The 25,584-nt window shown below is 63.0% G+C and carries 26 protein-coding genes and 1 pseudogene; 2 read left to right on the top strand and 25 right to left on the bottom strand.

Translation table 11 applies throughout. From position 1 onward, the window contains the following. Positions 1-3: 3 nt before the first annotated feature. From trbJ to trbB, 5 genes are read right to left on the bottom strand one after another with little or no spacing between them, the layout of a single operon-like run. The gene (trbJ, locus tag ACSSV4_RS06645) at positions 4-786 is read right to left on the bottom strand and encodes a P-type conjugative transfer protein TrbJ (protein ID WP_454274241.1); all 783 of its coding nucleotides are present in this window, start codon (positions 784-786) and stop codon (positions 4-6) included. Next, a complete protein-coding gene (trbE, locus tag ACSSV4_RS06640; RefSeq protein ID WP_454274239.1) occupies positions 783-3,293 on the bottom strand; it encodes a conjugal transfer protein TrbE in 2,511 nt (836 codons plus the stop codon). The genes trbJ and trbE overlap by 4 nt, the downstream gene beginning before the upstream one ends. A gap of 6 nt (positions 3,294-3,299) precedes the next feature. Beyond that, complete coding sequence (locus ACSSV4_RS06635) at positions 3,300-3,581, bottom strand: VirB3 family type IV secretion system protein (protein ID WP_009573786.1); 282 nt, start codon at positions 3,579-3,581, stop codon at positions 3,300-3,302. Then, entirely contained in the window at positions 3,581-3,913 is a 333-nt protein-coding gene (locus ACSSV4_RS06630) for a TrbC/VirB2 family protein (protein ID WP_454274238.1), read from the bottom strand. The genes ACSSV4_RS06635 and ACSSV4_RS06630 overlap by 1 nt, the downstream gene beginning before the upstream one ends. Then, positions 3,910-4,857, bottom strand: coding sequence for a P-type conjugative transfer ATPase TrbB (gene trbB, locus ACSSV4_RS06625; protein ID WP_454274520.1), 948 nt, complete (start codon positions 4,855-4,857; stop codon positions 3,910-3,912). Before trbB ends, ACSSV4_RS06630 begins: the two co-directional genes overlap by 4 nt. A gap of 456 nt (positions 4,858-5,313) precedes the next feature. On the opposite strand from trbB, the gene ACSSV4_RS06620 reads away from it, so the two are divergent. Continuing rightward, on the top strand, positions 5,314-7,155 hold the full coding sequence (locus ACSSV4_RS06620; RefSeq protein WP_454274237.1) for an ATP-dependent nuclease: 1,842 nt from the start codon (positions 5,314-5,316) through the stop codon (positions 7,153-7,155). Next, positions 7,145-8,482, top strand: coding sequence for an ATP-binding domain-containing protein (locus tag ACSSV4_RS06615; RefSeq protein ID WP_454274236.1), 1,338 nt, complete (start codon positions 7,145-7,147; stop codon positions 8,480-8,482). Before ACSSV4_RS06620 ends, ACSSV4_RS06615 begins: the two co-directional genes overlap by 11 nt. A 292-nt stretch (positions 8,483-8,774) precedes the next feature. Here the strand turns inward: ACSSV4_RS06615 and ACSSV4_RS06610 are convergent, their stop codons facing one another. The 20 genes and pseudogenes from ACSSV4_RS06610 to ACSSV4_RS06515 all read right to left on the bottom strand — a co-directional run. Then, a complete protein-coding gene (locus ACSSV4_RS06610) occupies positions 8,775-9,206 on the bottom strand; it encodes a CopG family transcriptional regulator (protein WP_454274235.1) in 432 nt (143 codons plus the stop codon). 2 nt (positions 9,207-9,208) lie between these two features. Then, the gene (locus tag ACSSV4_RS06605) at positions 9,209-11,194 is read right to left on the bottom strand and encodes a conjugal transfer protein TraG (protein ID WP_454274234.1); all 1,986 of its coding nucleotides are present in this window, start codon (positions 11,192-11,194) and stop codon (positions 9,209-9,211) included. A gap of 26 nt (positions 11,195-11,220) precedes the next feature. Beyond that, the gene (locus ACSSV4_RS06600; protein WP_454274233.1) at positions 11,221-12,975 is read right to left on the bottom strand and encodes a relaxase/mobilization nuclease domain-containing protein; all 1,755 of its coding nucleotides are present in this window, start codon (positions 12,973-12,975) and stop codon (positions 11,221-11,223) included. 243 nt (positions 12,976-13,218) lie between these two features. Then, the gene (locus ACSSV4_RS06595) at positions 13,219-13,983 is read right to left on the bottom strand and encodes a lytic transglycosylase domain-containing protein (RefSeq protein ID WP_454274232.1); all 765 of its coding nucleotides are present in this window, start codon (positions 13,981-13,983) and stop codon (positions 13,219-13,221) included. 2 nt (positions 13,984-13,985) lie between these two features. Then, complete coding sequence (locus tag ACSSV4_RS06590) at positions 13,986-14,321, bottom strand: DUF736 domain-containing protein (RefSeq protein WP_454274230.1); 336 nt, start codon at positions 14,319-14,321, stop codon at positions 13,986-13,988. A 66-nt stretch (positions 14,322-14,387) separates the two neighbouring features. Next, positions 14,388-14,930: a S26 family signal peptidase gene (locus ACSSV4_RS06585; RefSeq protein ID WP_454274229.1), complete on the bottom strand. Its 543-nt coding sequence runs from the start codon at positions 14,928-14,930 to the stop codon at positions 14,388-14,390. Beyond that, complete coding sequence (locus ACSSV4_RS06580; RefSeq protein ID WP_454274227.1) at positions 14,927-15,448, bottom strand: DUF2840 domain-containing protein; 522 nt, start codon at positions 15,446-15,448, stop codon at positions 14,927-14,929. Before ACSSV4_RS06580 ends, ACSSV4_RS06585 begins: the two co-directional genes overlap by 4 nt. After that, positions 15,445-15,699 carry a ribbon-helix-helix protein gene (locus tag ACSSV4_RS06575; protein WP_390265008.1) on the bottom strand — a complete coding sequence of 85 codons (255 nt, stop codon included), beginning with the start codon at positions 15,697-15,699 and terminating at the stop codon, positions 15,445-15,447. Before ACSSV4_RS06575 ends, ACSSV4_RS06580 begins: the two co-directional genes overlap by 4 nt. After that, complete coding sequence (gene parA / locus ACSSV4_RS06570) at positions 15,696-16,349, bottom strand: ParA family partition ATPase (protein WP_454274226.1); 654 nt, start codon at positions 16,347-16,349, stop codon at positions 15,696-15,698. Before parA ends, ACSSV4_RS06575 begins: the two co-directional genes overlap by 4 nt. Continuing rightward, positions 16,346-17,425: a replication initiator protein A gene (locus ACSSV4_RS06565; RefSeq protein WP_454274519.1), complete on the bottom strand. Its 1,080-nt coding sequence runs from the start codon at positions 17,423-17,425 to the stop codon at positions 16,346-16,348. The genes parA and ACSSV4_RS06565 overlap by 4 nt, the downstream gene beginning before the upstream one ends. A 115-nt stretch (positions 17,426-17,540) precedes the next feature. After that, on the bottom strand, positions 17,541-17,822 hold the full coding sequence (locus ACSSV4_RS06560) for a helix-turn-helix transcriptional regulator (RefSeq protein ID WP_454274224.1): 282 nt from the start codon (positions 17,820-17,822) through the stop codon (positions 17,541-17,543). 137 nt (positions 17,823-17,959) lie between these two features. Further along, positions 17,960-18,466, bottom strand: coding sequence for a DUF2285 domain-containing protein (locus ACSSV4_RS06555; RefSeq protein WP_454274223.1), 507 nt, complete (start codon positions 18,464-18,466; stop codon positions 17,960-17,962). Beyond that, positions 18,426-18,734: a transcriptional regulator domain-containing protein gene (locus tag ACSSV4_RS06550; RefSeq protein WP_454274221.1), complete on the bottom strand. Its 309-nt coding sequence runs from the start codon at positions 18,732-18,734 to the stop codon at positions 18,426-18,428. Before ACSSV4_RS06550 ends, ACSSV4_RS06555 begins: the two co-directional genes overlap by 41 nt. 106 nt (positions 18,735-18,840) lie before the next feature. Continuing rightward, positions 18,841-19,110: a DNA -binding domain-containing protein gene (locus tag ACSSV4_RS06545; RefSeq protein WP_078527670.1), complete on the bottom strand. Its 270-nt coding sequence runs from the start codon at positions 19,108-19,110 to the stop codon at positions 18,841-18,843. Between the two features lie 99 nt (positions 19,111-19,209). After that, complete coding sequence (locus tag ACSSV4_RS06540; RefSeq protein ID WP_454274219.1) at positions 19,210-19,458, bottom strand: helix-turn-helix domain-containing protein; 249 nt, start codon at positions 19,456-19,458, stop codon at positions 19,210-19,212. 194 nt (positions 19,459-19,652) lie between these two features. Continuing rightward, a complete protein-coding gene (locus ACSSV4_RS06535) occupies positions 19,653-19,976 on the bottom strand; it encodes a DUF736 domain-containing protein (RefSeq protein WP_454274518.1) in 324 nt (107 codons plus the stop codon). A gap of 556 nt (positions 19,977-20,532) precedes the next feature. Continuing rightward, positions 20,533-21,021, bottom strand: a complete 489-nt coding sequence (locus ACSSV4_RS06530) for a hypothetical protein (protein ID WP_454274217.1) — start codon at positions 21,019-21,021, stop codon at positions 20,533-20,535. Positions 21,022-21,103: 82 nt separating this feature from the next. Next, positions 21,104-22,030: a DUF2493 domain-containing protein gene (locus tag ACSSV4_RS06525; protein ID WP_454274215.1), complete on the bottom strand. Its 927-nt coding sequence runs from the start codon at positions 22,028-22,030 to the stop codon at positions 21,104-21,106. A 307-nt stretch (positions 22,031-22,337) separates the two neighbouring features. Further along, the gene (locus ACSSV4_RS06520; protein WP_454274214.1) at positions 22,338-23,384 is read right to left on the bottom strand and encodes a DUF7146 domain-containing protein; all 1,047 of its coding nucleotides are present in this window, start codon (positions 23,382-23,384) and stop codon (positions 22,338-22,340) included. Then, positions 23,384-25,501: pseudogene (locus ACSSV4_RS06515) on the bottom strand (strawberry notch C-terminal domain-containing protein); the annotation flags it as partial. The gene ACSSV4_RS06520 and the pseudogene ACSSV4_RS06515, both read right to left, overlap by 1 nt. Positions 25,502-25,584 lie beyond the last annotated feature (83 nt).

The following is a 25,584-nucleotide window of genomic DNA, read 5'->3' as shown; positions in this document are numbered from 1 at the left end:
GCCTTAGTTGAACATCTGCGCGTTGCCGGGTTGGTAACCCGCGCCCGGCGTCAGGAAGCGCTCGCGCTGGATGCGGCCCTGTTCTGCAGCGGTGGCGCGCTCGGCCTCGGTCAGCGCATTGGCGCGACCGTTTGCCGAGATCACCGCGATCAGGTCCGAGAGCTGCTGCGATTGCAGTGCGAGGAGCTGGTTGCCCGCCTGCGTGGCCTGCAGAGCACCGACCGCGTTCTGGCTCTGCCCCACGAGCGCGGACATCTCTGCACGATTGACATCGATATTGCCGACGACACCGGCCTGCACGCGCATGGCATCCTGCAGGCCACCGACGGTGTTCTCCCAACGGGACCGGGCCTCGGCGATCAGTTGCTGGTCGGTCGCCGTCAGGGAAAGGTTGCCATAGTCCTGCTGGAACATCTGGTCGATGCTCTGCACGTCGAAGGCGATGTTCTGCGCCTGCGCCAGGAGTTGTTGCGTGCGGCTGACGTTCTGCTGGATCTGCTGGAGCGCGGAATACCGCAGGTTGGCGAGATTGCGCGCCTGGTTGATCAGCATCTGCGCTTCGTTCTGGAGCTGTGCGATCTGGTTGTTGATCTGCTCCAGAGCGCGCGCCGCGGTCAGGAGATTTTCGGCATGGTTGGTCGGGTCGTAAACGATGAAAGGCCCCCCGCCGATGCCGAAGAGCGCGTGTGCGGGCGGCGCTGTGATGGGCGACATGGCCATGGGCATTGCCAGCGCGAGGGCGAGCAGCGACGTGCCTGCGGACCGAAACGTAATCTTGCGTGTCATGGTGTGACTTCCTCTTCTTCAAGGTTGATGTCGGCGTCCTCAACAACAGCGGTGGCCGGAGAGACCCCTCCTGCGTCGCTGGCGAGATTGGTGAGGTCGGGGATCAGCTCGGCGGCCCAATCCAGGCCATGTGCTTTCAGCCAGGCGACGAGGAACCCGTCTCTCCCGTGCCCGGCGCAGATCTCGGCAATCAGCGCCTGATCCGCTTTTGACGACGCCGCGCAGAGGGCCAGACCGATATCGCTGAGTCCCAGTTCGAACAGCCGATTGCCACGCCGCGAGTGGCAGTAGTAGTCGCGCTTGGGCATGGCCCGCGCGAGGATCTCGATCTGCCGGTCATTGAGACCGAAGCGACGATAGATGGCCGTGATTTGAGGCTCGATGGCCCGCTCGTTCGGCAGCAGGAGCCGCGTCGGGCAGCTTTCGATGATAGCAGGCGCGATGGCGCTGCCGTCGATGTCGCTAAGGCTCTGCGTCGCGAAGATCACCGAGGCGTTCTTCTTCCTCAACGTCTTCAGCCACTCGCGGAGCTGCTCCGCGAAGGCATCGTCATCAAGGGCCAGCCAGCCCTCGTCGATGATGAGCAGCGTGGGCCGCCCGTCGAGCCGATCGCCGATCCGGTGGAACAGGTAAGAGAGGACGGCGGGCGCCGCGCCGGTTCCCACCAGCCCCTCGATCTCGAAAGCCTGCACATCCGCCGATCCCAGCTGTTCGGTCTCGGCATCGAGCAGCCGGCCATAGGGTCCACCCAAGCAGTATGCGCGGAGCGCCTGCTTCAGGTCGTTGGACTGCAGCAGGACCGCGAGGCCGGTCATGGTCCGCTCGCCCACAGGGGCCGAGGCCAGCGAGGTCAGTGCCGTCCAGATATGTTCCTTCACATCCGGAGTGATCCGGATGTTCTCGCGCGTCAGGATGGCGACGATCCAGTCAGCCGCCCAGGCACGCTCTGACGTCTCGTGAATGCGGGCCAGCGGTTGTAGCGATACGGAGTTCTCGTCCGGGTCGGTCAGTTCTCCGCCGAGGTCATGCCAGTCGCCGCCCATGGCGAGCGAGGCGGCGCGGATCGAGCCGCCGAAGTCGAAGGCGAAGACCTGGCTGCGCGAGTACCGCCGGAACTGAAGCGCCATCAGCGCCAGCAACACGGATTTTCCGGCGCCGGTCGGGCCGACGACGAGGGTGTGCCCGACATCCCCCACATGGAGAGAAAACCGGAACGGGGTGGAGCCTTCGGTCCTGGCGTAGAGCAACGGAGCGTCGCCGAAATGTTCGTCCCGTGCCTCGCCCGCCCAGACCGCCGAGAGAGGGATCATATGGGCGAGATTCAATGTGCTGATCGGTGGCTGGCGGACATTGGCATAGGCATGTCCGGGCAGACTTCCGAGCCAGGCATCGACCGCATTGACCGTCTCGACCATGACGCTGAAATCGCGGGACTGGACGATCTTCTCGACCAGCCGCAGCTTCTCGTCAGCGCGGCGGACGTCCTCATCCCAGACCGTGATCGTCGCGGTGACATAGGCCATGCCGGCCACATCAGCGCCGAGTTCCTGCAGAGCCATGTCCGCATCAGCGGCCTTGTTCGCGGCATCGGTATCGACCAGCGCGGATTGCTCGTTGGTCATCACCTCCTTGAGGATCGCGGCGATGGACTTACGCTTGGCAAACCACTGACGACGTATCCGGGTCAGCAGCCTGGTTGCATCCAGCTTGTCCATGAGGATGGCCCGGGTCGACCAGCGATAGGGAAAGGCCAGTCGGTTCAACTCGTCGAGCAGGCCTGGGGCCGTGGCGCCGGGAAAGCCAGTGATCGTCAGGACGCGGAGATGCTGATTGCCCAGGCGCGGCTCCAGGCCGCCGGCCAGCGGCTGGTCGGGCAAGAGCGCGTCGAGATAGACCGGCACCTCGGGCACGCGCACGCGATGGCGGTTGGTCGAAATCGTCGAATGCAGGTAGGTGAGCGTATCGGCGTCATCGAGCCAGTGGCAGTCCGGCATGAAGCCGTCGAGCAGCGCCAGCACGCGATCCGTTCCGTCGATGAAGCCGCGCACCTGTTCCCAGGGGTTCACACCTGAGGTTTCGCGGCCCTCGTAGAGCCAGGCTTCCGAGCGCGCCGCGTCCTCGGCAGGCGGAAGCCAGAGGAGCGTCAGGAAATAGCCGGATACGAAATGGCTCCCCTCCTCTTCGAAATCGGCCTTGCGCTCGGCATCGACCAGCGCCGATGCTGCATCGGGGAAGGTGCTCACCGGATAGGTCGCGGCCTCAGAGCGCTGCGCTTCCACGAAGATCGCCCAACCCGAACCGAGGCGGCGGAATGCGTTGTTCAACCGTCCGGCGACCGCGACCAGTTCGGCCGCGACGGCGCTGTCCAGATCGGGACCCCGAAACTTCGCCGTCCTCTGAAACGAGCCGTCTTTGTTGAGGACCACGCCCTCCCCGACCAGCGCCACCCAGGGCAGGTAGTCGGCGAGGCGCGAGGCGGTGCGACGGTATTCTGCGAGATTCATCATGGGGGTTCACACCGAGAGATGACCGGGAATGCGCAGATGGCGGCGGGCGACCTCGACGAAGAGCGGATCGCGCCTGGCCGCCCAGACGGCAGCGATGTGGCCGACGGCCCAGATCAGGATCCCGACCAGCCAGAGCTGAAGCCCGAGGCCGACCGCACCGGCGAGCGTGCCATTCAGAATGGCGACCGAGCGTGGGGCTCCGCCGAGCAGGATCGGCTCGGTCAGCGCGCGGTGAACCGGCACGCTGAACCCCGGTACGGCGTCGAGGGCTTCGAAACTCACCGCCATCAGATCAGCGCTCCGCCACCAAAGCTGAAGAAGCTCAGGAAGAAGGACGAGGCCGCAAAGGCGATGGAAATCCCGAAGACAATCTGGATCAGCCGCCGGAAGCCACCGCCGGTATCGCCGAAGGCCAGCGTCAGACCGGTGACGATGATGATGATCACCGCCACGATCTTGGCCACCGGCCCCTCGACGGAGTCGAGGATGGATTGCAGCGGCGCTTCCCAGGGCATGGAAGACCCGGAGGCGTGGGCAGCCGGAGCGATGAACAGGCTGACATAAGTGGCGGCGACCGCAGTGGCGATGTGGCGGCGAATGCGCAGGGCGTGACGGATCATTCGAGGTCTCCTGGTTCGTGAGTGGTGGGTTCTGAAATGACAGGTGAAATCCGGTAGTCGCCGTCCGGCCCGAGGCCCTCGACACAGGCGAGTTCGGCCAGACGCCGTGCGGAACCTCGCCCGGCCAGGACGGCTACGAGGTTGATGGTCTCCGCGATCATGGCACGGGGCACGGTGACGACGGCTTCCTGTATGAGCTGTTCGAGGCGGCGCAATGCACCGACCCCGGAACCGGCATGGATGGTGCCGATGCCGCCGGGATGGCCGGTGCCCCAGGCTTTGAGCAGGTCCAGCGCCTCGGCGCCGCGCACCTCGCCGATGGGAATACGATCGGGGCGCAGACGCAGCGAAGAGCGCACCAGATCGGACAGGCTTGCCACTCCGTCTTTGGTGCGCATCGCCACGAGGTTCGGCGCGGCGCATTGCAGTTCTCGGGTGTCCTCGATGATCACGACGCGATCGGAGGTCTTGGCCACCTCGGCGAGCAGCGCATTGGTCAGCGTGGTCTTGCCGGTCGATGTGCCCCCCGCCACCAGGATATTGGCACGGGCCGCAACCGCCTGCCGCAGGGCCTCGGCCTGCGCCGGGGTCGTGATCCCGGCGGCGACGTAGTCGTCGAGCGTGAACACCGCTAAGGCTGGCTTGCGGATGGCGAAGGCCGGGGCTGCGACGACGGGCGGCAAGAGCCCCTCGAAGCGTTCGCCGGTTTCCGGGAGCTCCGCAGAGACGCGTGGGGACAGGCCATGAACTTCAACGCCAACATGGTGGGCGACCAGTCGAACGATGCGCTCTCCGTCCGCTGCGCTGAGCGTCTTCCCACTGTCGGCCAGCCCCTCGGAAAGTCGGTCGACCCAGAGCCGCCCATCGGGGTTGAGCATCACCTCGACGGTCATGGGGTCATCCAGAAACCCGGCGATCGCTGGCCCGAGCGCGGTGCGCAGCATCCGCGCGCCTCTACGGATCACCTCTGGTCTCTGATCGGTCTTCGCCATGCCGGCCCCGCTCCTTTGCAGGCGCCTCCAACAGGCCGCCCTGGATCGGGGTCGATTAAGAAAGCCGTAAAAGCCTACGGCTCAACAGGTTTCCGAGGGGCGTAGTAGCCTAGCGTGCAATGACAGGAAAACGGCGGAATGATCCCCAGTTTCACTCCGGGAGGAAGGCATCGTGGCAACCGTCATGAGAACATGGTGAATTCGGGCGGGAAGCGGACTTTAGCCGCAGGCGCGCGGTGTATTTCCCTAGCTCGGGAAAGCAGACATCCTCATAGGCTATGCTTCGACAAGGTAGATCTTTGCGCGGCAAACTGAACAACAAGAATGGCATTTTCAACCGGCGGCGACACCTGTAGCCTCGCCCTGAACGTGTGACCTTCTCCTTCTTGGCCGAAATAGGAACTCTAATTGTATATTCAGCGTCTCAAGATTTCAGGTCTGCGTGGGGTGCAAAACGCAGACATTTATTTTGGCAAACATTCCGTTCTTGTGGGGCCGAACAATAACGGCAAGACAACGATTATTGAGGCTCTTGCCTTGCTGCTGGGAAGAGATCGACTGATTCGGCGCTTGACTGAACATGACTTCTACAAAAGCCGTCCGATCGCAACATCTCGGATCTTAATCATAGCCACCATCACAGGCTTTCCGGAGAATGACCCACAGCATAGCCCATCTTGGTTTGCGATTGATCGCGGAGGCGTTGAGAAGTGGCTTAACCCAACTACAGGCAGCCTTGCCGCCTCAGCAGACGAGGAGCACACTGAGCTAAGCGTTCAGATCGCATTTTCGGCCCGATTTGATCTGCAAGAACTAGAAGCCGAAACCATCAGGTTCTTTGTCGATGATGAGGCAACCCTTGGTGATCCGTTCCATGAGAACACTGTTGTCACGCCAATTTCCCCAAAGACTCTTCAAGAACTAGGCTTTTTCATGGTCCCCGCGTCCCGTACATGGGACAAATGGATTTCGTTCACTTCAGAACTGTTTCGGCGTCTTGTAGCAACATTGGGTGGCCTCCCTGCGACAGCGATACGTGATGCAAGAGAACGTCTTTGGGAACCAGAAGAAGGTCTTCGACTGGAAAACCAAAATGGGCTTACAGGAATCGTTGAGCAGGCGAATGATGAACTTGGAAAGCTCATGCCAACATCACCAAAACTCCAGCTCCGCATCACAGGGACGGACAGTAACTCAGTGCTTGAAAGTGTCGTTCCACATTTTGCGCACGGGGACGGGCCAACCCTCCCATCCGCCAGACAAGGCACTGGTTTGACTTCCTTGCAAAGCCTACTTCTACTGATGCAATTCGGAAAGGCCAGAGCAGATGCGAATAAGTCATTCGTCCTCGCTGTGGAGGAGCCAGAACTACACATTCAACCATCTCAACAAAAGAGGCTCGTAAACCGGCTAAACGCGCTCTGTGATCAGACTATTGTAACTACGCATTCCCCCCTCGTTGCGGCAATGTTCCCCGTCGACGCAACATATTTTGTCGACAACGAAATCGGCCAAGTAACCGTTAAGCCACTCTCGAAGACAGAACCTGCGGGTCCGTCCAACCATAAACAACACCTGTTTTTTGCTTGGCGCCAAAAGCTCATTGCAGCGCTGATGCATCAGCGTGTGCTGATCCCAGAGGGTATCAGCGATGTTGCTTGGCTCGAGACGCTCCAAACCGCTTTAGAGTTAAGGCAAAGTTGGGACTCTCCTGAAGATGAGCAATCGAAGTTTTCGACTTTCGTTGGGGTCGTACCCACAGACGACGCAAAAATCACTGAGACGCATGCAGTGGTTAGGCGTGTCCATCATCATTGCGCAATCCTAGTTGACGGAGATCAAGCCGGAAGGGGCTACCTAGCGGAATTGAGACAGGCTGATCCATCGCCTAGCGCGGCAATCATATGGCCAACAGATTGGAAAATTGAACACGTGATCACCTGGATTGCGGAAGCAAACCTTGCACAAACTTTACCCAAGATATCTGAGGCAACCGGCACGGAAATCGGTAACGCGGCAGAGCTTTCTACTTTCTTGGAAGGCAGGAAGTCCTACGCCCCCACACAAGAGATCACGTCGGCAATTTTGATGGGCGAAACCGCATGCCGAAAGCGGGCAGCCCAGCTACTTAATGCACTTTGTAACACTCTGCTTGATCCTTCAGAACAGAGTTCTCCTCTTTTCGTCCAGGAGACCGAAGGTGGAGCCGCAATGCCGACCTTCCGGTTCGTGCCTCCCGATGACGATTGACTTCTTCGAAGGGCCGGCTGGGTCGGGCAAGACCTTCAGTATGGTGGCTCATGCCCGGCAGTTGATCGAGAACGGTGCCTTGGGTGAAGGTCAACGTATGCTTGCCCTTACCTTTATGAATGGTGCGCGACGACGGCTCACTTCGAGCCTGAATGCCGAAACATCATTTAGACGAAAGTTTGACTGTCTTACCTTTGACTCTTTTGCTCAGTCGTTGGCCAAACGCAGAAGTGCCAAACTGACCGACGAAATGCTGCAGCAAGCCGAGGAATTAGGCCAATTTCATGGGCCTTGTTTCTTGGCCAGTGAACTCTTGAAAGATTCTGAGGTTCGCGGTTGGGTGGCCCGAACTTATCCTTTGGTACTGGTCGATGAGGCTCAGGACCTTGATGCTTATCGGCAAGGGATAGTTCTTGGTTTAGTCGATAGCTGTACGGCGGTTGTCGCTGCAGACAGCTTCCAGTGTTTGAGCGACGGCCAAGAAACAGCGGATTTCATCGACCATTTGCTAGGTGCAGGAACCACTCACTCCCTCAAACATAGTCACCGAACAAACAAAACAGGTTTGCTGGGCGCTGCTTTGGCCGTCAGAGAGGGGGGAAATATGCTGGATGCGTTGAAAGAAGAAAGTATTGGAAATAAAGGCAGAGTTCATTGGGTAGGCGAAGGTGTCGAACTTGCGGAAGTCCCGGCCACGGCCAAGAATCCATTCTTGCTTGCATGGAGCTTGGCATTTCAACTGACGCGAGGCTGCAAGGATGTTGCAATTCTCACGCCGGACTCGAAAAGTTCCATTATTCGGAACGCCATTGAGATCACTGGAACAAGAGAATGGAAATGGCCCAAAGGTGGAACCTTTGGCCCATTCTCGATTACGTGGGAAGGTGGGGACAGAGAAATTGAGCGCGAGCTGACTGATGCGCTTGGATTTTCAGATACATCGTCATACGGCGAGGTTTGTGCATTGTTGGAAGAGCACTCGTCGCAACCAATTCTGAAAACAGTGGACCGGCGCGTCCGAAGACTCTATCGGGTGACTGGTCAAGCAGATTTCGAGAAGGCCCAACTGGTTTCCTTTATCGCCGACGCCGTCAGAATCAACACCCGCCTGGGATTCAATAAAAGTGCGAATATCAAGGCGATGTCCATCCATGGAGCAAAGAACCGAGAGTTTGACAGAGTAATCGTCCTGTGGCCGCAATCTGCGACTGGAAGTGGAGAGCACAAGCGGCGCTTGCTATACAACGCGATGACCCGTGCGAAGAACCATTGCACCATAATTGCTCTTGGAGAGGGACGACTAAATTCAGCTCCTTTCTCACCTTGAATAAACGAATCTGGCATCGCCCCAAGACCCTTAGGTGAATTGGGCGAGAAGAGCGGAGGACGCGAAGTAGAGCAAATTTCCTCCCCGTCGACAAGAGATCTGCCCCCTTCGGTCCCCCATTTATACCGAGAGACTTCGTGTTGGTGCTGCGCCCCGCCATGGAAGTCCGGTCTGGGAAAGCTGCACCGCAGCGAAAGGCTAACCAGCCAGTGACCGCAATGGGCCGATCAACCCGGACATGATGATCACGGCTACAGTTCCCACGTCTGCGGCTGAGGCAGGTGACATCTTTTCAACCACCTGTGCCCCCTTCCACATCCTCCGCCACCTCCTGCCGCAGCTTCGGCCCCTGCGCCAGACGCCGGCCGAGAGCTGAGATGAATGCCTCGTATCGCTCCCCAGCCTTTGCCCGCGCGGCCTTGGCTGCGGGTTCCGGCAGGGCCGGTGTCGTCGCAAGCCAGAAACGGATGAACACCGCCAGGCTTTCGACGGAGATCCCGACATCGCGTTCCAACCGGGTAATCCGTCTGTCGATCTGATCCAGGCGTCGGGCCAGAACGGCTTCGCGGCGCTCTGCGTCATCCGGAGAAAGGAAGGATGCGATCGCAGCCTCGGCCACCATCGACTGGGATCGATCACGCCGGGCGGCGAAGTCTGCCAGCATCTGCATGACCTCAGGATCGAGATAGACTGAGATCTTCGTCTTTTTGCGGCTCGAGGTCATGATCAAAGCTCCATGCCGTCATCGGGATTGAGGGAGACCTGACGCGCGACACCGCGCATCTGCTGCAGGATGCGCCGATTGCGGATGGCGCCATCTTCCTCATCCTCGGGCGGGTCGAATTCAAACTCGTTCTCAATGGGGGCCTGCCTCTCGACCGGCTGAGGCTGCGCCAACTCCGGCTGAAGACGGCGTTCCGACACTGTCGGGTCCTCATCCTCCAATCCCGTCTCGGAGACTGGCTCCAGCTCGTTGTCCTGTTTTGGGACTGCAAGACTGCTCCAGTCATCCTTCCCGGACGCGCCTACATCCACCAAGTCGGGTGGCGGCAAGACCCGCTCGGTGAACCGCTCATCTTCGTAATACCGTGCTTTCGTCGCCCGGATCGGCGGTGTGCCGGCAACCATGACGATCTCATCGGTCGGCGGCAGCTGCATGATTTCTCCGGGGGTGAGCAAGGCCCGCGCAGTTTCCGATCGGGACACCATGAGATGGCTGAGCCACGGCGCCAGACGGTGACCGGCATAGTTCTTCATCGCCTTCATCTCGGTGGCGGTGCCGAGAGCGTCAGAAACCCGCTTGGCCGTGCGCTCATCATTGGTCGCGAAGCTCACCCTGACGTGGCAATTGTCGAGGATCGAGTTGTTCGGACCGTAGGCCTTCTCGATCTGGTTCAGCGACTGGGCGATGAGGAAGCTCTTCAGCCCGTAGCCTGCCATGAAGGCCAGCGCGCTCTCGAAGAAATCCAATCGGCCAAGCGCCGGGAACTCGTCGAGCATCAGAAGCAGCCGATGACGGTCATCCTTGCCCTGTAGGTCTTCGGTCAGGCGTCGGCCGACCTGGTTGAGGATCAGTCGGATGAGCGGCTTGGTGCGATTGATGTCAGAGGGCGGCACCACGAGATACAACGTGACAGGTCGCGCTCCCCCGACAATGTCACCTATCCGCCAGTCGCAGTGGCGCGTGACCTGGGCAACGACAGGGTCGCGATAGAGGCCAAGGAATGACATCGCCGTCGACAGCACACCGGAGCGTTCATTCTCGGACTTGTTGAGCAATTCACGGGCGGCACTGGCGACCACGGGATGCGGCCCCGCCTCGCCAAGGTGCGGCGTCCGCATCATCGCGCGGAGTGTGGACTCCACGGGACGCCGCGGGTCGGACAGGAAGTTGGCGACACCGGCCAGCGTCTTGTCCTTCTCGGCATAGAGGACGTGCAGGATCGCCCCGACGAGCAGGCTGTGGCTGGTCTTCTCCCAGTGGTTCCGCCGCTCCAGGCTCCCCTCTGGATCGACGAGGATGTCGGCGATATTCTGGACATCGCGAACCTCCCACTCACCGCGGCGCACTTCCAGCAGAGGGTTGTAGGCCGAAGAGTTCGGATTGGTAGGATCGAACAGCAGGACCCGACCGTGCCGGGCGCGGAACCCGGCGGTCAGTTGCCAGTTCTCTCCCTTGATGTCATGAACGATGGCCGAGCCGGGCCAGGTGAGAAGCGAGGGTACGACCAGCCCTACCCCCTTGCCGGAGCGCGTCGGTGCGAAGCAGAGCACATGCTCTGGCCCATTATGGCGCAGGTAGTCCCGGTCATAGCGACCGAGGACCACTCCATCCGGGTCAAGAAGTCCAGCCGCCTTCACCTCGCCCTTCTCGGCCCATCGGGCTGATCCATAGGTCGCAACGTTGCGGGCCTCTCGGGCACGCCAGAGCGACATGGCGATGGCCACACCGATGGCGATGAAGCCCCCAGAGGCGGCGATGATCCCACCTCTCGCGAAGACCGTCGGCGCGTAGGCCTCGTAGAAATACCACCACCAGAAGATGGCGGGAGGATAGTAGACGGGCGTCCCGAACAGCACGAACCAAGGCGGGCCCAGCTGTGCCTGGTAGCCGAGGTTCGCGGCCACGTATTGCGTCGCGCCCCAGGTGGTGGCCAGAATGATGAGGAAGACGATGCTGATCTGCCCCCAGAGGATCTTGGTTGCGGACATGACTGTCGCTCCTTTCCGGTGTTTGGTCAGAGGCCGAGGCCGCGCTTGCGGCCGAAGTCCCAATCAACCCCGCCGTCCCGGCGCGCGACGCCGGTGACATCCCGGCCGAGGTGCTTTTCGAGGGAGGGGGACCAGGGCACGAGCTGGAAGCCGAGCGCGCCGTCAGCGCCATAGCCCTCGATCATCGCAAAACGGCCCGAGGCCAGTGCGAGACGATGGCGATAGATACCGCTCACATAGTCACCCGCTTCCGCCTTGCTGAACGGCAACCCGGTTTCCCCTGAGAGCTGCGTGCCAACCGCCTGCAACTCCCGGTCGCGCAAGGTTCCGAGCAGACGCCGGGCAAAGACCACCCTGCCGCCCCGCTGCTCGGCCAGCCCCTCCGAGATCAAATGATCGGCCCGGGCTTCCAGAGCCTGCCGGACCTCGGCGCCGAAGCCCTGGTCCGACAAGGCGAAGGGTTCGCGCGCGATGGCCTGCCGGTCGAGCCAGGTGGCCCCGGACGCGGTCACCTGCGCAGCGAGGTCCAGGTCGGACCGAGCCGCCAGCGCGACGCGACGCTGGCCGCGCGCATCGTCATAGGTGCGGAGTTCCACGATCGAGGCCGGCGCGCTGTCGCCGGCGGCGTCGAGATGGGGCAGACGGATATGGTGGCTCCGGCCATCGACACCATCGACGACGGCATAGGCTGTCCCCTTCAGCTCGTCATCGAGGCCCCGCTGGACCAGACGACCGATGACAGGAACATCGAGGCTCTCCGCGGCAAGGACAAAACTCGAGGACCCGCGCTCGATCCCGCGTTCCGTCAGCGCCCGATGCATCCGCTTGATGATGTCGCCACGCTCCCCCATCTCCCGCAGGACCGCCTCTGCATCATCCCTGATGTGCCATTGCGACTGTCCGATCTGGTCGGCGACGCCGAGCACTTCCAGCCGGCGCAGACGCCCGACCTTCAGTGTGTGAAACGCATCCGGCTGCCGATCCGCATCCGGCGCCATGTCGAGGATGCGCGAACGCCCCGCGTCCCGCAGCAACTGGCGATCAAGCTGCGTCCAACGCTCGGCCCCGATCTGGCGTTCAAGTGTCCGGCGGATATCGAGATCACTGCGCGGGCCCAGTTCCTGGGTGATGAGATCCCGTGCCCTGTCCCGTATGCCCTCCTTGATGTAGTCCCGCGAGATCACGAGATCCTGGCCGTCGTCGCGCACACCCCGAACGATCAGATGGACATGGGGGTGGGCGGTGTTCCAGTGATCGACACCGACCCAATCAAGCGCCGTGCCGAGATCCTGCTCCATCCGCCCGACGAGATCGCGGGTAAAGGATTGCAGGTCAGACATGTCCGGCGCGTCGTCGGGCGAGACGATAAAGCGGAAATGATGACGGTCATCGCGACACCGCCCGGCAAAGGCCCGGCCATCGGCATCCTCCGTTCCCGATCCGAAGAGTCTGGCCTTCTCCCCGTCCCGGGTCACGCCATCCCGGCGCAGGTAATCGAGGTGGGCTCCGAGAGGCGCGGACGTCCCGCTGTGCCGCACCACACGCGCCTTGACCACCGCGCCGCGGGTGCGGGCGGTGATGAGGCGGTTGGCCTGAATGCTGGCACGCTGACCGCGCCCGAAGCGGGACCGATTGCCCGGGGTGACGCGCCCGGCCCGCGAGACACCACCACCGGCCTTTTTCGCCGCAGCCAGGGCCTGTGCGACAAAGGGCCGGGCCTGCTGCGCCCGGGTGGAGCGGATACGCCCCGGGCGGATGCGGAACTCGCGATCATCGGGCATGGGAAATCCCCGCACAGTGCGAAACAGCGATCATTTCCTGAAACTTAGGCACATCTCGCACGGTGCGAACACGTGCCACACAGTGCGGAACGCGGCAAAAACATGAACAGAAACAACCGCCCAGCCGCCGCGCACCGTGCGTCCTTTTATCCTGCCATCCTTCGGTCGTGGTGCCCGCCACAACCGGCCGTCCCCTCAAACGCACGCCAGAGCACGATAGAATGCGAAGTGTCGTGGCGCGGATCATGGCCGGGCCTCACCAGTCTCCGGCTGGACGAAGAGGCCCTCAGCCTGCGGGGAGATGCCCGCCTGCGGCACCGCCGGGACGGGGGGAGAAGCGCCGCCGACCGTCCGGAGAGGCGACACAGAAGCGGCCGCAGACGTCCCGTCGTCGCGGCTGATGAAGATTGCCGCCTCACGCCAATCGAGCGGCCGGGCTGCAGCAACAGTGCCGTCCGGCGGCTGCTCGCCAATCAGCAAGGGCGCAAGCGCAGCGACATAGGCACGCGTCTCGGCGGGCAGCGGACGATCCGTCAGTCGGTATTCGTCGTAGCGGGCGGGACCGGCATTATAGGCCGCCAGCATCGCCGCGACATTGCCATAGCGGTCCCACATCTCGCGCAGATAGGCCGTGCCCGCGAGGATGTTGTCACGCGGCTCGAAGGGATCATGGCCGATACCATGACGGATGCGCAGCCCGGCCCAGGTGTCGGGCATGACCTGCATCAGCCCCATCGCACCGGCCGACGACAGCGCGCGCACATCACCCGCGCTTTCCGCCCGCATCACGGCCATGATCCATGTCGTCGGAATGCCGAAGCGCTGCGATGCCTCGGTGACCTGGGCAGCGTAGGGATGCGCGGCGATTGCGTGATCGGGCGCATCGGTTTGCGCCAGAAGCGGCTGGGTGGCGGTGACAGGAAGGAAGAGGCCGGAAAGAAGAAGAAGGAGCATGCGGCGGCGGACACCGCCTCTCCCCAAAGCGGGACGGGTGCGGGACATGATCATGGTCAGTCCTGCTCATCGCGCTTCTTCGGGCGGGTCCAGTACAGCCCCCACGCCCTGCCCTCCTCATCCGACTGGAACAGGCGGGCGCGGATCGGATGCCGGAAAACCGGATCATCGAGCAGGACCGAGACGAACGCTCCTGCGGTTTCGCCGGTGTGCTTCCAGCCCGCGCCAACCTCCAGGCCCTCCTCGTCACCGAGATGGATGCGATAGTCGGGAGCTTTCTCGGAATCGACATTGTCTGTGGGAACGAAGGTCAGTTCCAGGTCGAGAGAGAGCGTGCGAAGATGTCCGGCATAGCCGGACGAGGTGCGGGTGAATTGACCGATCTGTGGCATTGTAGGTTCCTTCTTCATACGGTTGTTAGGATGCGGGCCGCTCGCACGTCCCGCGATGGACGCGCGTCACCGCTCCGGCGCGTGCCAAATGAGGCGGCCATCGCCACCCTCATCGGTGAACAGCGGACTGGCCCGGCCGATCACGGCCGAGGTGGGGAACGGACCGAAATATCGGCCATCGAAGCTGTCAGAGACCGCCGGGTTCATCAGGAAAACCTCGCCCTCGGCGATGGTGCGGCAGCCCTGCCAGACGGGAAGATCACGGCCCTGGCTGTCGCGCTCTCGCGCCACCCCCAGGTGTCTGCCATCGACGGTGATCGCGGCGCCGGCGCGGCAGACCCGTTGCCCCGGCAGCCCGATGACGTGCTTCAGGATCGGCACATCGCGACCGACATAGCCGCGCGCGACCATGAAACCTGCAAAGGGTTCGGGCGGCATGACCACGACCAGATCTGGCACCGCGAGCCGGTCCACCGGCGCAATGGTGTAGAAACCAATCGGCACGCTGGCTGAGGCGTTCCAGACCAACCGTGGCGCAGTCGGAATGCTGCCGGCGATGACGGCGGCGAGCGCCGCAACCGTCACCATGATGTAGCGGGCACGGGTCATTTTCCGATCTCCCGGCGCCGGAGCCATGCGTCATGACGCACTGCCGTATAGGGACGCGGCGCTTCGCCCGCCTTCATCCAGTGCGTGACATGGCGCCAGTGGTCGGGATCAACCTCGGTGGGGTCGATGCCGAAACCCTCGATCGCATCGACATGGCGCAGAACCTCTTCGACCTTGGGCCAGCCTTCGACCTTCAACAAAATCTCGCCACCGGGACGTACGAAAGGCAGCGTCTGACAGGCACAGCCGGGCGCGACCGCGCGCACGATGTCGATGCGCGAGACAACGGTGCCGTAGTCATTCGCCGCCCAACGGACGAAGCCAAACACGGCACCGGGACAGAAGAAGACGATGCGGCGACTGCGGTCGAGGATCTGCGTTCCGGCCTCCTGACCGAACCTGATCCAGAACTCGATCCGCTTCTCCACCCAGGTCAGTTCCACGCGCGTCAGCTCGCCGCGGAAACGGGCGTCGAACGATCCGTCTCCGGTCACGCCGGGGATCACAAAGCCGGTCATTGAGGTTCTCCTTCGGGTTCCGGATATTCGCGCCCGAGCAACTCGCGCAGCATGTCAGCGACAGTGACGCCGCGGCTGAAAGCTGCGACCTTGATGCGACCGCGCAGGTCCGGGGTGATGTCGATGGTGAGCCGGGCCGTATAGATCGCCGCCGCGCGACCGTGTGCGGATGGCGCCTCGCCAGCCTTGATCCAGGTCTCGGCATCGATTGGCCGCGCGGCGAAACCACGCTTGTCATTGCGCCCGGTCATACCGCCACCTTCCCAAGACCGAGGCGCCCGATCTCAGACGTCAGCGCCGCGATCTCTCGGGCAGCATGCGATTGACGGTCGATGTCACTGGCGAGGCGACCGGTTTGCGCCGCATCTGCAAAGACGACGCGCTGACCAATCGTGCTGGCAAGCACAGGAGGATTGTGATCCGCCAGCGCCTCGGCGGTGTCCCGGGCGATGACGGTGCGCGCGCCGCAGCGGTTGAGCAGGAAGCGGGCGACAAGTTCCGGCCGATAAATGCGGGCCTCCGCAAGGAGGGACAGCATCTCGGCAGAGGCCCAGCCATCGAATGGCGAGGGCTGTACCGGGATCAGCACCAGATCGGCGGTGAGCAGCGCTGAGCGCATGAGCCCCGCAACACGCGGTGGGCCATCAATAACGACATGATCGACTGTGCGGGCAAGTTCGGGGACTTCGCGGTGCAGGGTGTCACGGGCCAGGCCGAGGGTGCCGAAGAGCCGCGGCAGACCTTCGCGGGCGCGTTGCTGCGACCAGTCCAGGGCGGAGCCTTGCGGGTCGGCATCGATCAGGGTGACACGCTTGCCCTGTATCGCCAATTCACCAGCAATATGGAGCGCCAGCGTCGTCTTGCCGACGCCACCCTTCTGATTGAGCAGAGCGATGATCATTCGCCACCTCCCGGCAATTCGAGAGGAAGGCGGGGCGTATCTGAATGATCGGAGGCTGCTGCGACACCCTGATCGGAAGCCGTTCGCGGCACCGATGGGGCGACGGCTGCCTTCGTCTTACCGGCCTGGCTGAGGCTTTTTGCGGTGGCACGGATGAGGTTTTCCACATCACGCGCGCGCTCTTCAAAGTTAGACTCTTTGTTAGACTCTAAGTTAAGGGGGCGATTTCTTATTTCGTTTCCGTGCGTTACCCCCTGTTTGGGTTCCTGATAGCACGAGCCTTGGGTTCCCGATAGCACGATAGCCCGGGTTCCCGATAGCACGAGCCCATTCACAGGTTTTCCACAGCCCGGAGCGGGCTCGAAAGCCAGCAGTTTGCGGCCACCAACCTCTGTCTCGAGAAAGAGCGTATAGCCCGGCAGCGGCTGCCGCCGGATGATGTCGCGAAGCTCGAAGGCGAAGCGCTTGAAGGGGGACAGCGCCCCGGACTTCTGGTGAAGATGATGGAAATCGAAACGCCAGCCGTCCCGTTGCCTGCCACCATGCTTGCGCACCAGGCGATAGAGCCAACGGTCGAGCCCGCCAGTCAGGTCGAAATACGCCCGATCAATGGTGAGGACGAGCGCATTGTCGAGCACGGCCTGGTAGAACCAGTCGGGCACGATCAACTCGATGCCGTCCGGGCGCCCCTCCCTGTCGCTTCGCTCCTGCCATTCGTTGATCCAGGAGAAGCGATGGCGGCGTCCTTCTGCAGGCTGCCGGATCGAGGTGGAGATCGTCGTCGACTGCAGACGATCCAGCGCCGCCTTCAGGCGCTGATAGTCCCGCGCACTGGTTCCGCGACCAACATAGGTGAGGATCTCATATGGGGTGGCGGCCATCAGCCGGGAGGTGCGCAGCCCCGCGTCACGCGCCTCGACGATCTGGCTCGCCGCCCAGATCAGGATGTCGGCATCCCAGATTGTGGCCATACCGTGATCGGGAACGGCCTCGACCCGAATGCTGACGCTGCCAGCGGCAAAGTCGATCGGCGCAACACGCTTAGACTTGGCGAGGGAAAAGAAGGGATAGGCCATGAGGTCCTGCGCATCTCTGGGGGCGAAGTCACCGGGCAGCGCGCGAAACAGATCGAGCTGTCCACGCTCGGAGCGGGGTTTGCGTCCGTCAGTCATGATGGTGTCGCCCCCCGCGTCAGCGCACGAAGCGGCCGGGCTGCGGGAGGTTGGGGAGCGTATGGCGCTTCGCTGGCAGCACCTGGCCACGCGGGTCGGAAGTCGAGGTGACAGCGCCGCGTTCGACCCAGGCCTGCAGGTCATCGATCGCATAGACCACACGCCCGCCAAGCTTGTGGTAGGCGGGACCGGTGCCGTAGGTCCTGTGCTTCTCCAGCGTTCGAGCCGACAGGCTGAGGAAATGCGCTGCTTCCTTGGTGCGCAGATAGCGCGGGGGAAGTTCGGTTGAGATGGCGGACATCGGGCGTCTCCCTACTGTGTGTGACCAGTGCCGTGAAACAGCGGCTGATGACGGTCACGATGGCGAAGCGCGTCCGGTCAGATGCAGTGGGGAGTTGGCAGGGGTAAATCCGCACACCGCGGCGCGCGATCGCCGACCTAGAGGCGGCGTTGGTGACGCAGGATCTTGCGATAGCCACCGGCGATCAGGTCACGCCCCTCGCGAAGGAGGCTGGAGACGGCAAAACGGGCCGAGGAGACCTGCCATTCATCGCGGTCCAGGTGACCGGTACGGAACAGCACCTCGGCGATCTGCTTCTGGGTCGCGCCGTCGAAGGCGGCGTCGGAGGCCTGGAGGACACGCCGCAGGCGCGCTTTCTGCTGCGCGGTCAGACGGGTGTCGCGCGGGATGGATCGACGGCGGTGCTGGTCCGCCAGCAGCCGCTGGATTGCCTCGATGCGGTCGAGACCCTCGGGGCCGAGAGGAACGGTGGCCACAAGCCTGTGGCGGGGCCCCGAAGGTGCGACAAGATGCAGGTACGTCCCGTCCGGCAGCCTGTGGCGCAGGTGCTCCCCCATGGGGGACGGTCTGCCCGTCGAGGCGACGATGTCCTCGCCGAGACGATCAGCCTCCCCGCCAAGTGCCTCGGGGGCGGCAACGAGCACCACGGCACCTGTGTCGACCGCCGGGCACCAGAACACCTCCGCGACGGAGGCGGTCAGCCCGGGTCGGATCGGGAAAGCACAACCCCCATCGACGGCCGACCTGATCCATCAGATCAACCCTCTCCGGGGGTTCTCCTGCGAGCTTCGCGTAGTCATGCTGATATTCGGGATTGCGGCGCAGGCATTCCCAGCCGAGTTCCGGCGCAGCCAGATCATCGAGATAGTCATAGGCGGCCTGGTCACGCCAATTCGAGCGATCAGGTTGCATGGCATCGCCTCTCCCCTGGGTTGATCACAATAAAGGATTCCAAGAGATCAATCGCTTGGGAAGCCCGCCCCAAAGCATCAGGTGATGCGCGCGGTGCATCACCTACTCAGGCGGTTCGCCCCGCCGCCAACTGCCGATACCCTTCCGAGCTCAGCCAACGCGCGCGTTCAAGATGGGCGTCATGGACCAGGCGCACCCGCTCTGGCTCTTTCTGCGCATCGAGACCCAGAATGATCTGCGCGGCCTCCTGCCAGCTCGCGCCCTCGCCTGCAGCATCAAGTAAACGCATATACTGCGTCATGTGACGACGGTCATACTCCGTCACCACGTCCCCCTGTGGCGGCACATCCTGCAAGCTGCTGATCGTCACGCGCATCCCCACGGCGTTTGCTGCACATCCCTAGCACAGCCAGTTGACAGTTTTGTGAGCACGGCAATAGCGCAATTCGGCTCTCTGCAAAACCTGCCGGAAAGGTCAGGCCTTCGAGGCAGCCTTCGCTTGAACATGCATCACTCCAATCCCCTGGTCGGAGTTCAGGAGCAGAATGCCATTCGCCTCGAAAGCCCGTCGGATCTGATCGCGCGTGGTCTCATAGACCTCGAGCCCGCTTTCGGATTCGAGGCGCTTGAGCGCGGTCAAAGATACCCGGGCCTCATCCGCCAACTGCTCCTGTGTCCAGCCAAGAAGCGCCCGCGCGGCCCGTGATTGTCGGGCGGTGATCATGCAGATCACCTCCCATCCGGTCCGGCGCAAACGCCAGAACTACGACTATTATAGTCGTATTGTGGAAATTCACCACCAAAATTCTGACGTGTTTACATTGCGTTTTCGCTTTGGCGTCGCAAATTTCGGGAACTGATTCGGTTGCCCGGTTTGGCGGTCGGCCCCGGCCTTTCGACCGGGGCCTCGCGACGGCGTTATTCGCCGCGGCGACCGTTGGGGCGGGACCAGATCAGAGCGTAGCTCTCGCCGTCCTCGTCGTTGAAGAGGTTGGCGTAGATCGGGGCGGTGAAGCTCGGATCGTCCAGCTTGAGGCCCAGATAGTCGCGGCCCTCATTGGACCGCTTGGACCAGGCGGCGCCGATCTCGGCGCGGCCGACCAGGACCCGGTGGCTGGGGGCGTTCTCGCCGGTGGCGCGGGTGTCGGGAACGATGCGCACGCCCTGGACCTGGACGCTGAGGGTGACGATTTCGCCGGTGAATTCGTTGCCGGTCTTCTTGAAGGTGCCGATGGTTGCCATTTTAGGTCTCCGTTTTCCGTTTCCGGGTCCGCACCATTGCGGCCCGATGGCGATCGACAGGCCGGAGACGACCGGCGGCGCACCCCCGGCGTGCCGGGGGCCGGACAGCAAAGGCAGAACTTTCTTGTTTCGCGCGGAATGGGCACAGCCCAGGGGAAGAAAGTTATGGCGGCGCTGTTGCGCCAAGCCGGTCGAGGCAAAGCCGGTCTTCGGCCAGATCAGGCCATTGAAAGGGCCGTATGGAGCGGACATGGGACGGGCAAGGAACGGAGACGATGGCAAACGCGGATGCTCATCAGCCTGACCGGCCTTTCCACCGGCGGGTTTGCTCACCCGCGACAGGCCATGCGCGTCGTTCTCCAGGCGCCCCGCCCGACGTGCCCCCGCAATCACAGGTGCGACTTGCCGCTCGAACGCTCCGCCATTCCCTCCGCACGGCCACGGGCAGCGACGCGGGCCTCATGCCGATCCGCACACCGCCCCATACCGGCAATCTGACGATTAGGATGACAGTCCAGCACTGATCAGGCCCCGCCTCATCGGATCGCCTGCAGTGTCAGGCGCTCACGGGAGAGCTGTCCGAAGGCTCGGCTGCCGAACCGGCAATGCGGAGAAAGGCGGAAACGCCTACAGCGCCAGCGCCGATGACGGCGAAGATCATCTGCCAGGTCTCCGAGGACATCATGGCCCTGGCGATCCCGAGGGTTGCGTGGAAGCCAGCGAGCACCGCCGGCACCACGAAGATCAGCGCGATGACAAACCGCGCCCAGAGCGGGCGCACGAGCATGATCAGCGCCTGACCGATGGCAAGCGTCAACCCTGCAGCGAAGCCGCCGACGAGGATTGCACCGAACCAGCCTGCGCCGGTTCCATAGGCCCAAATGCCGGTATGAAGTCCGACGAGGAACGGCAGGGCGAAGACCGCGAGGTTGAACACCAACCAGCACAGGCCCGCAATGGCCGCGAAAGATGTAAGGATTCCGAGAACGATCATGGTGGAATCTCCCGTTTGACTTGGAACGGTCGCGCCTTCCACCACCACCATGGCGCAAGGCGAACATAGCATGAAATCGCCCGGCATGGCGAGAGTTCTGCCGGGCATGGTATCGATGGATTGCAGGCAGCGCTCACGCGCTGCCCTCCGCGAGGCGGTAGACCGGGATACCCATCTTGCGGGCCTTGTCGGCGAGGTTTTCCTGGATACCCGTTCCGGGGAAGACGATGACCCCGATAGGCATGGTATCGAGCATCCGGTCGTTGCGCTTGAAGGGCGCAGCCTTGGCGTGTCTCGTCCAGTCCGGCTTGAAGGCGACCTGCGCGACCTTGCGATTGTCGGCCCAAGTGGCCGCGATGCGTTCCGCCCCTCTCGGCGAACCTCCGTGCAGGAGCACCATGTCGGGGTGTTTGGCATGGACCTGATCGAGCCTGGCCCAGATCGTGCGGTGATCGGTGGTGTCGCCGCCCGAGAAGGCGATCTTCGGCCCGGAGGGCACTAGCACCTCGTTGTCGGCCCTGCGCTTTGCGGCGATGAAGTCGCGACTGTCGATCATGGCCGAGGTCATCTGGCGATGGTTGACCCGTGATCCGGAGCGCGGTGACCAGGGCGTGCCTGTGCTGCGCAGGTAGAGGTCGGCGGCGGTATCGCGGAAAGTCTCCATGCTGTCGCGGCGCTCGATCAGGTTTTGTCCGAGGCCGATCAGCGTCTCCAACTGGACGGATTTCACCTCGCTTCCGTCCTGTTCGCGCTGAAGGCGCTTCTGCGCTTGCTCGTTATCGTCGAGTTTGCGTTCGATCCGCTCGACGGCGCGGTGGAAGGTGTTGACGGTGGACCACATGATCTCGTCAAGGTCGAAATCGAGGCTGGTATCGGCCATGGTGGAGATCAGGGCGTCGAAGATATCGGCAACCGCGCCCTGGATGGCGGTGTCCTCGGGCGTGATCCGGAGATCGGCCTCGCCCTCGGGGGGACGGTAGCCATAGAGTTCGAGCTCTTCGATGACATGGCCGGTGGAAGACGTGCTGTGATCGGGTTCGAATTCGTCATGGGCATACATGGGATGTATCCTTCGGCTGGACCGCGACCGTCGCGGCCTTCATGGCGACGACAAGCCCACGGGCGCTCCGGTCTGGCAGCCCGAGCTCTTTGCGAGGGCCTTGATGGCAAAGCCCGGCTGATTTGTTTCGCGCTGTAAAGGCGGGCTTGCCCGCCGACGGAAATCAGTCGGGCGCCGCCATTGCCGGGCCGGAGCGTTTGTGGGCCGTTCGCCCTCTCAAGAAGGCCAAGGCGCGGATCTCTTGCAGAGGTGCCGTAACCCCTTGCCCATGGCGGGATCGGTTGTCCCCGCTCACGGCCCTCTCTGGCTATGGCGCAAGCGCCATGAAGCGGCTGACGTCCTCGGGGGCAATCTGCACCCGGATCTGCGCCCGAAGCGCTTCCAGGCCAAAACTGACGAGATCGTCGTTGAAATCTCCCAGCATGGGCGAAAGCGTGATCGCCTCGATCCCGGCCCCGATGGCCCGGTCCACCAGATTGTCCCGCGCGGCGTCACCTGCCGGATCGTTGTCGCGGACGATGTAGAGCCTGCGCAGATGCGGGGAGAACTGGATGGCGGAGAGATGCCCGGCCGAAAGTGCGGAGGCCATCGGCATCTTGGGCAATGCCGCCCGCAGCGAAAGGATGGTCTCGATGCCTTCGCCTGCGGCGAGCACATCCTGCGGCTCGTCAAACCGGACGGCGTGTCCGAGCAGATCGCCCATCGCTTTCCTCGGCGGATCGACCGGCGCTTTCCCGGAGCCGTCACGTTGAAGCCAGGTGCGATGCGCGCCGGTGATCCTGCCATCGAGGTCGGTGACGGCGGCAATCATGGCGGGCCAGGTTTCGGTTGGGCCGTCGCCCTCGGGTCGCCAGTAGCAGCTCGGATGGAACCGCAGATTTGCGGTTCCGCGTAAATCCGCAATGCCGCGTCCGCGTAAATACGTCTCTGCGACGGTACCGATCAGAGGCCGCGTCATGCGCCAGAGGCGACGGGCGGCTTCGGACGATCCCGGTGGTGCTGGCGGTGTTCGGGACTTGCGGGATTGCGGCTCCGGTTCGGGATGCGGCAGGCTGAGGAAGCGGCGAGCTTCTTCGGCGATGTCCGCGAAATCGATGAGGCCGAGGCTTTCGCCGATCACGTCGAGCAGATCGCCATGTTCCCCGCTCTGCGCATCGGTCCATTTGCCGACCGCGCCCTTGACCGATTCCGGCCCGGTCAGACGGACGAACATGGAGCGGCCGGGACTGTTCTGCACATCGCCGACCTGCCAGTAATTGCCCTGCTTGCGCCCGTTCGAGAGGTAGTGGCGGCACACCGCCTCGGCCTCTCGGCCGAGACGCTGCGCCAGTTCGGAAGCGTTGAGACGTGCCATTACGCGGCCTCCCGCTCGGAAATGCGCTCGACCGGGAAGCGGTCAAGCAGTTTGCCGATGATCTCCGGCCCCGGTGCGCCCACCGGCACGAAGAAGCGCAGCTTCCAGGAGATGATCTCGCTGAAGAGCCCATAGGCCCGCAGGCGTTCGCGCATCGTGTCGGTGAAGCCGGCGAGTTCAATCCGGTTCGCCCCCATCACACGGGACCGGCGCAGTTGCAGACCCTCGGCAAGATCAAGGATCGTATGACCCTCGATCAGCGTGGCATAGGCCTCATCTGGCGTGATGCTGGTGGCAACCCCGCTGGTAGCGGCATTTGCTGCCCATGCGGGCGAGACACGGCGACCAATGATGCGCTCGCCCTCGTCGGTCTGGAGCCGATAGACCCGGGAGGTCTCCTGTGGCAGGCGCTTCCAGATCGGCAGCAGAAGCCCGGTCACCATATACAGGATGCTGTCGGTGAACTCCGGCACTTCCTCCAGCTCCGAGTTCCAGGCCGTGGCGAAGTCGGCATGGTCGGCCTCGATCCAGTGGGTTTCGCCCATCGCCCGCGCGGGCAGGTTCATTGCTTCCATCGGCCGGATCAGCCGCACGCGGCGCTCGATCTCGCCGTCATCAAGCATCACGCTGGTGGTCGGGATCTGCACGGCGGCGCGGCCCGACCGCTCGTTGGTGAGCAGCTTCGCCCGCGGATCATCCAGCTCCGCCAGCGCCGCATCCAGCGTGACCGGCTGATTGCGTTTGCGCTCGGTCAGGGTCAGCAGCCGCGTTTCCGCGCCAGTACCCGGATGGGTGTGGATCACCTGCCGGTCGGTGACGATGAAGCTCTCTGCGCGCAGCGTCTCCAGCCCCATGTCATAGGTGCCGGATGCAATCGCTCCGTCGATCCGGGCCTGCAGAAGCTGCTCGAAGGCCGAGAACAGGATGCCCTGCAACTCGATGGTCAGAGCCAGCAGGCGATTGAGGAAGGTCGTGATCGGCGGCAGGTCGTCCTTGATGCCGTTCGCGGCCATCAGATTCAGGCCGGTGGCGGACTCAAACCGTTCAAGCGAGCAGCCCTCGACCTTGCCGCGCACGATCAGCAGATAGAGCTGGCGCAACGCATCGCGAGCATAGGCGGATTCCAGATTGTCCTCGGGCCGGAACAGGCCTTGGCCGCCGGTCTGGCGCTGCCCGCGCGTGATCGCACCCAGCGTGTCGAGACGACGGGCGATCGTGCTGAGGAACCGCTTCTCGGCCTTCACATCCGTGGCGATGGGCCGGAAGAGCGGTGGTTGCGCCTGATTGGTGCGGTTGGTGCGCCCGAGCCCCTGAATGGCGGCATCGGCCTTCCAGCCCGGCTCTAGCAGGTAGTGCACCCGCAGGCGCTGGTTCCGCGCCAAAAGGTCAGCATGATAGCTGCGCCCAGTGCCCCCCGCATCCGAGAAGACCAGAATGCGCTTCTGGTCATCCATGAAGGCCGAAGTCTCGGCAAGGTTGGCGGAGGGCGCGCGGTTCTCGACGACCAGGCGGGCCGATGCGCCTTCGCCCTTTCGCACGATGCGCCGGGACCGCCCCGTGACCTCCGCCACCAGATCGGTGCCGAAGCGCTGAACGATCTGGTCGAGCGCGCCCGGGACAGGCGGAAGCGAGCCGAGCTGTTCGAGCATCTCGTCGCGTCGCGCCACGGCTTCGCGGCTCTCGCCCGGTTGGCCGTCCCGGAACACGGGTCGCGAGGAGAGGTTGCCTTCGCTGTCGGTGAAGGGTTCGTAGAGTTGCACCGGGAAGGAATGCTGCAGGTACGAGCCGACATATTCCCGCGGCGTGACATCGACGGAAATGTCGTTCCATTCGTCGGTCGGGATCTCCGCCAGTCGCCGTTCCATCAGCGCCTCGCCGGTCGAGACGATCTGGATCACGGCGGCATGGCCCGCTTCCAGATCGGCCTGGATCGAGCGGATCAGCGTCGGCGTCTTCATCGAGGTCAGCAGATGCCCGAAGAAGCGCTGCTTGGTGCTCTCGAAGGCCGACCGCGCTGCGGATTTGGCCTGCCGGTTTAACGTGCCTTCACTGCCGGTGATGTTGGCCGCCTCCATCGCCGCGTCCAGGTTTCCATGGATCACGGCTAATCGCGAGGACGCGATAATGCGAAGGTATCCGAGGTTCATCTTTGTTTTCCTTGGTTTCTGGATGTCCGCGCGGCCTTTGCTGCGCATTATTT

This window comes from Roseovarius sp. MBR-154, from assembly GCF_053628595.1.
Note: the sequence above shows the minus strand (reverse complement) of the source record. Positions and strands in the feature narration are given on the sequence as shown.

Bases quoted from the DNA above. Each gene is read 5' to 3' on its own strand.
- trbJ (WP_454274241.1), bottom strand. From the start codon at position 786: ATGACACGCAAGATTACGTTTCGGTCCGCAGGCACGTCGCTGCTCGCC.
- trbE (WP_454274239.1), bottom strand. From the start codon at position 3,293: ATGATGAATCTCGCAGAATACCGTCGCACCGCCTCGCGCCTCGCCGAC.
- ACSSV4_RS06635 (WP_009573786.1), bottom strand. From the start codon at position 3,581: ATGGCGGTGAGTTTCGAAGCCCTCGACGCCGTACCGGGGTTCAGCGTG.
- ACSSV4_RS06630 (WP_454274238.1), bottom strand. From the start codon at position 3,913: ATGATCCGTCACGCCCTGCGCATTCGCCGCCACATCGCCACTGCGGTC.
- trbB (WP_454274520.1), bottom strand. From the start codon at position 4,857: ATGCTGCGCACCGCGCTCGGGCCAGCGATCGCCGGGTTTCTGGATGAC.
- ACSSV4_RS06615 (WP_454274236.1), top strand. From the start codon at position 7,145: ATGACGATTGACTTCTTCGAAGGGCCGGCTGGGTCGGGCAAGACCTTC.
- ACSSV4_RS06610 (WP_454274235.1), bottom strand. From the start codon at position 9,206: ATGACCTCGAGCCGCAAAAAGACGAAGATCTCAGTCTATCTCGATCCT.
- ACSSV4_RS06605 (WP_454274234.1), bottom strand. From the start codon at position 11,194: ATGTCCGCAACCAAGATCCTCTGGGGGCAGATCAGCATCGTCTTCCTC.
- ACSSV4_RS06600 (WP_454274233.1), bottom strand. From the start codon at position 12,975: ATGCCCGATGATCGCGAGTTCCGCATCCGCCCGGGGCGTATCCGCTCC.
- ACSSV4_RS06595 (WP_454274232.1), bottom strand. From the start codon at position 13,983: ATGATCATGTCCCGCACCCGTCCCGCTTTGGGGAGAGGCGGTGTCCGC.
- ACSSV4_RS06590 (WP_454274230.1), bottom strand. From the start codon at position 14,321: ATGCCACAGATCGGTCAATTCACCCGCACCTCGTCCGGCTATGCCGGA.
- ACSSV4_RS06585 (WP_454274229.1), bottom strand. From the start codon at position 14,930: ATGACCCGTGCCCGCTACATCATGGTGACGGTTGCGGCGCTCGCCGCC.
- ACSSV4_RS06580 (WP_454274227.1), bottom strand. From the start codon at position 15,448: ATGACCGGCTTTGTGATCCCCGGCGTGACCGGAGACGGATCGTTCGAC.
- ACSSV4_RS06575 (WP_390265008.1), bottom strand. From the start codon at position 15,699: ATGACCGGGCGCAATGACAAGCGTGGTTTCGCCGCGCGGCCAATCGAT.
- parA (WP_454274226.1), bottom strand. From the start codon at position 16,349: ATGATCATCGCTCTGCTCAATCAGAAGGGTGGCGTCGGCAAGACGACG.
- ACSSV4_RS06565 (WP_454274519.1), bottom strand. From the start codon at position 17,425: ATGGCCTATCCCTTCTTTTCCCTCGCCAAGTCTAAGCGTGTTGCGCCG.
- ACSSV4_RS06560 (WP_454274224.1), bottom strand. From the start codon at position 17,822: ATGTCCGCCATCTCAACCGAACTTCCCCCGCGCTATCTGCGCACCAAG.
- ACSSV4_RS06550 (WP_454274221.1), bottom strand. From the start codon at position 18,734: ATGCAACCTGATCGCTCGAATTGGCGTGACCAGGCCGCCTATGACTAT.
- ACSSV4_RS06545 (WP_078527670.1), bottom strand. From the start codon at position 19,110: ATGCGCGTGACGATCAGCAGCTTGCAGGATGTGCCGCCACAGGGGGAC.
- ACSSV4_RS06540 (WP_454274219.1), bottom strand. From the start codon at position 19,458: ATGATCACCGCCCGACAATCACGGGCCGCGCGGGCGCTTCTTGGCTGG.
- ACSSV4_RS06535 (WP_454274518.1), bottom strand. From the start codon at position 19,976: ATGGCAACCATCGGCACCTTCAAGAAGACCGGCAACGAATTCACCGGC.
- ACSSV4_RS06530 (WP_454274217.1), bottom strand. From the start codon at position 21,021: ATGGTGGTGGTGGAAGGCGCGACCGTTCCAAGTCAAACGGGAGATTCC.
- ACSSV4_RS06525 (WP_454274215.1), bottom strand. From the start codon at position 22,030: ATGTATGCCCATGACGAATTCGAACCCGATCACAGCACGTCTTCCACC.
- ACSSV4_RS06520 (WP_454274214.1), bottom strand. From the start codon at position 23,384: ATGGCACGTCTCAACGCTTCCGAACTGGCGCAGCGTCTCGGCCGAGAG.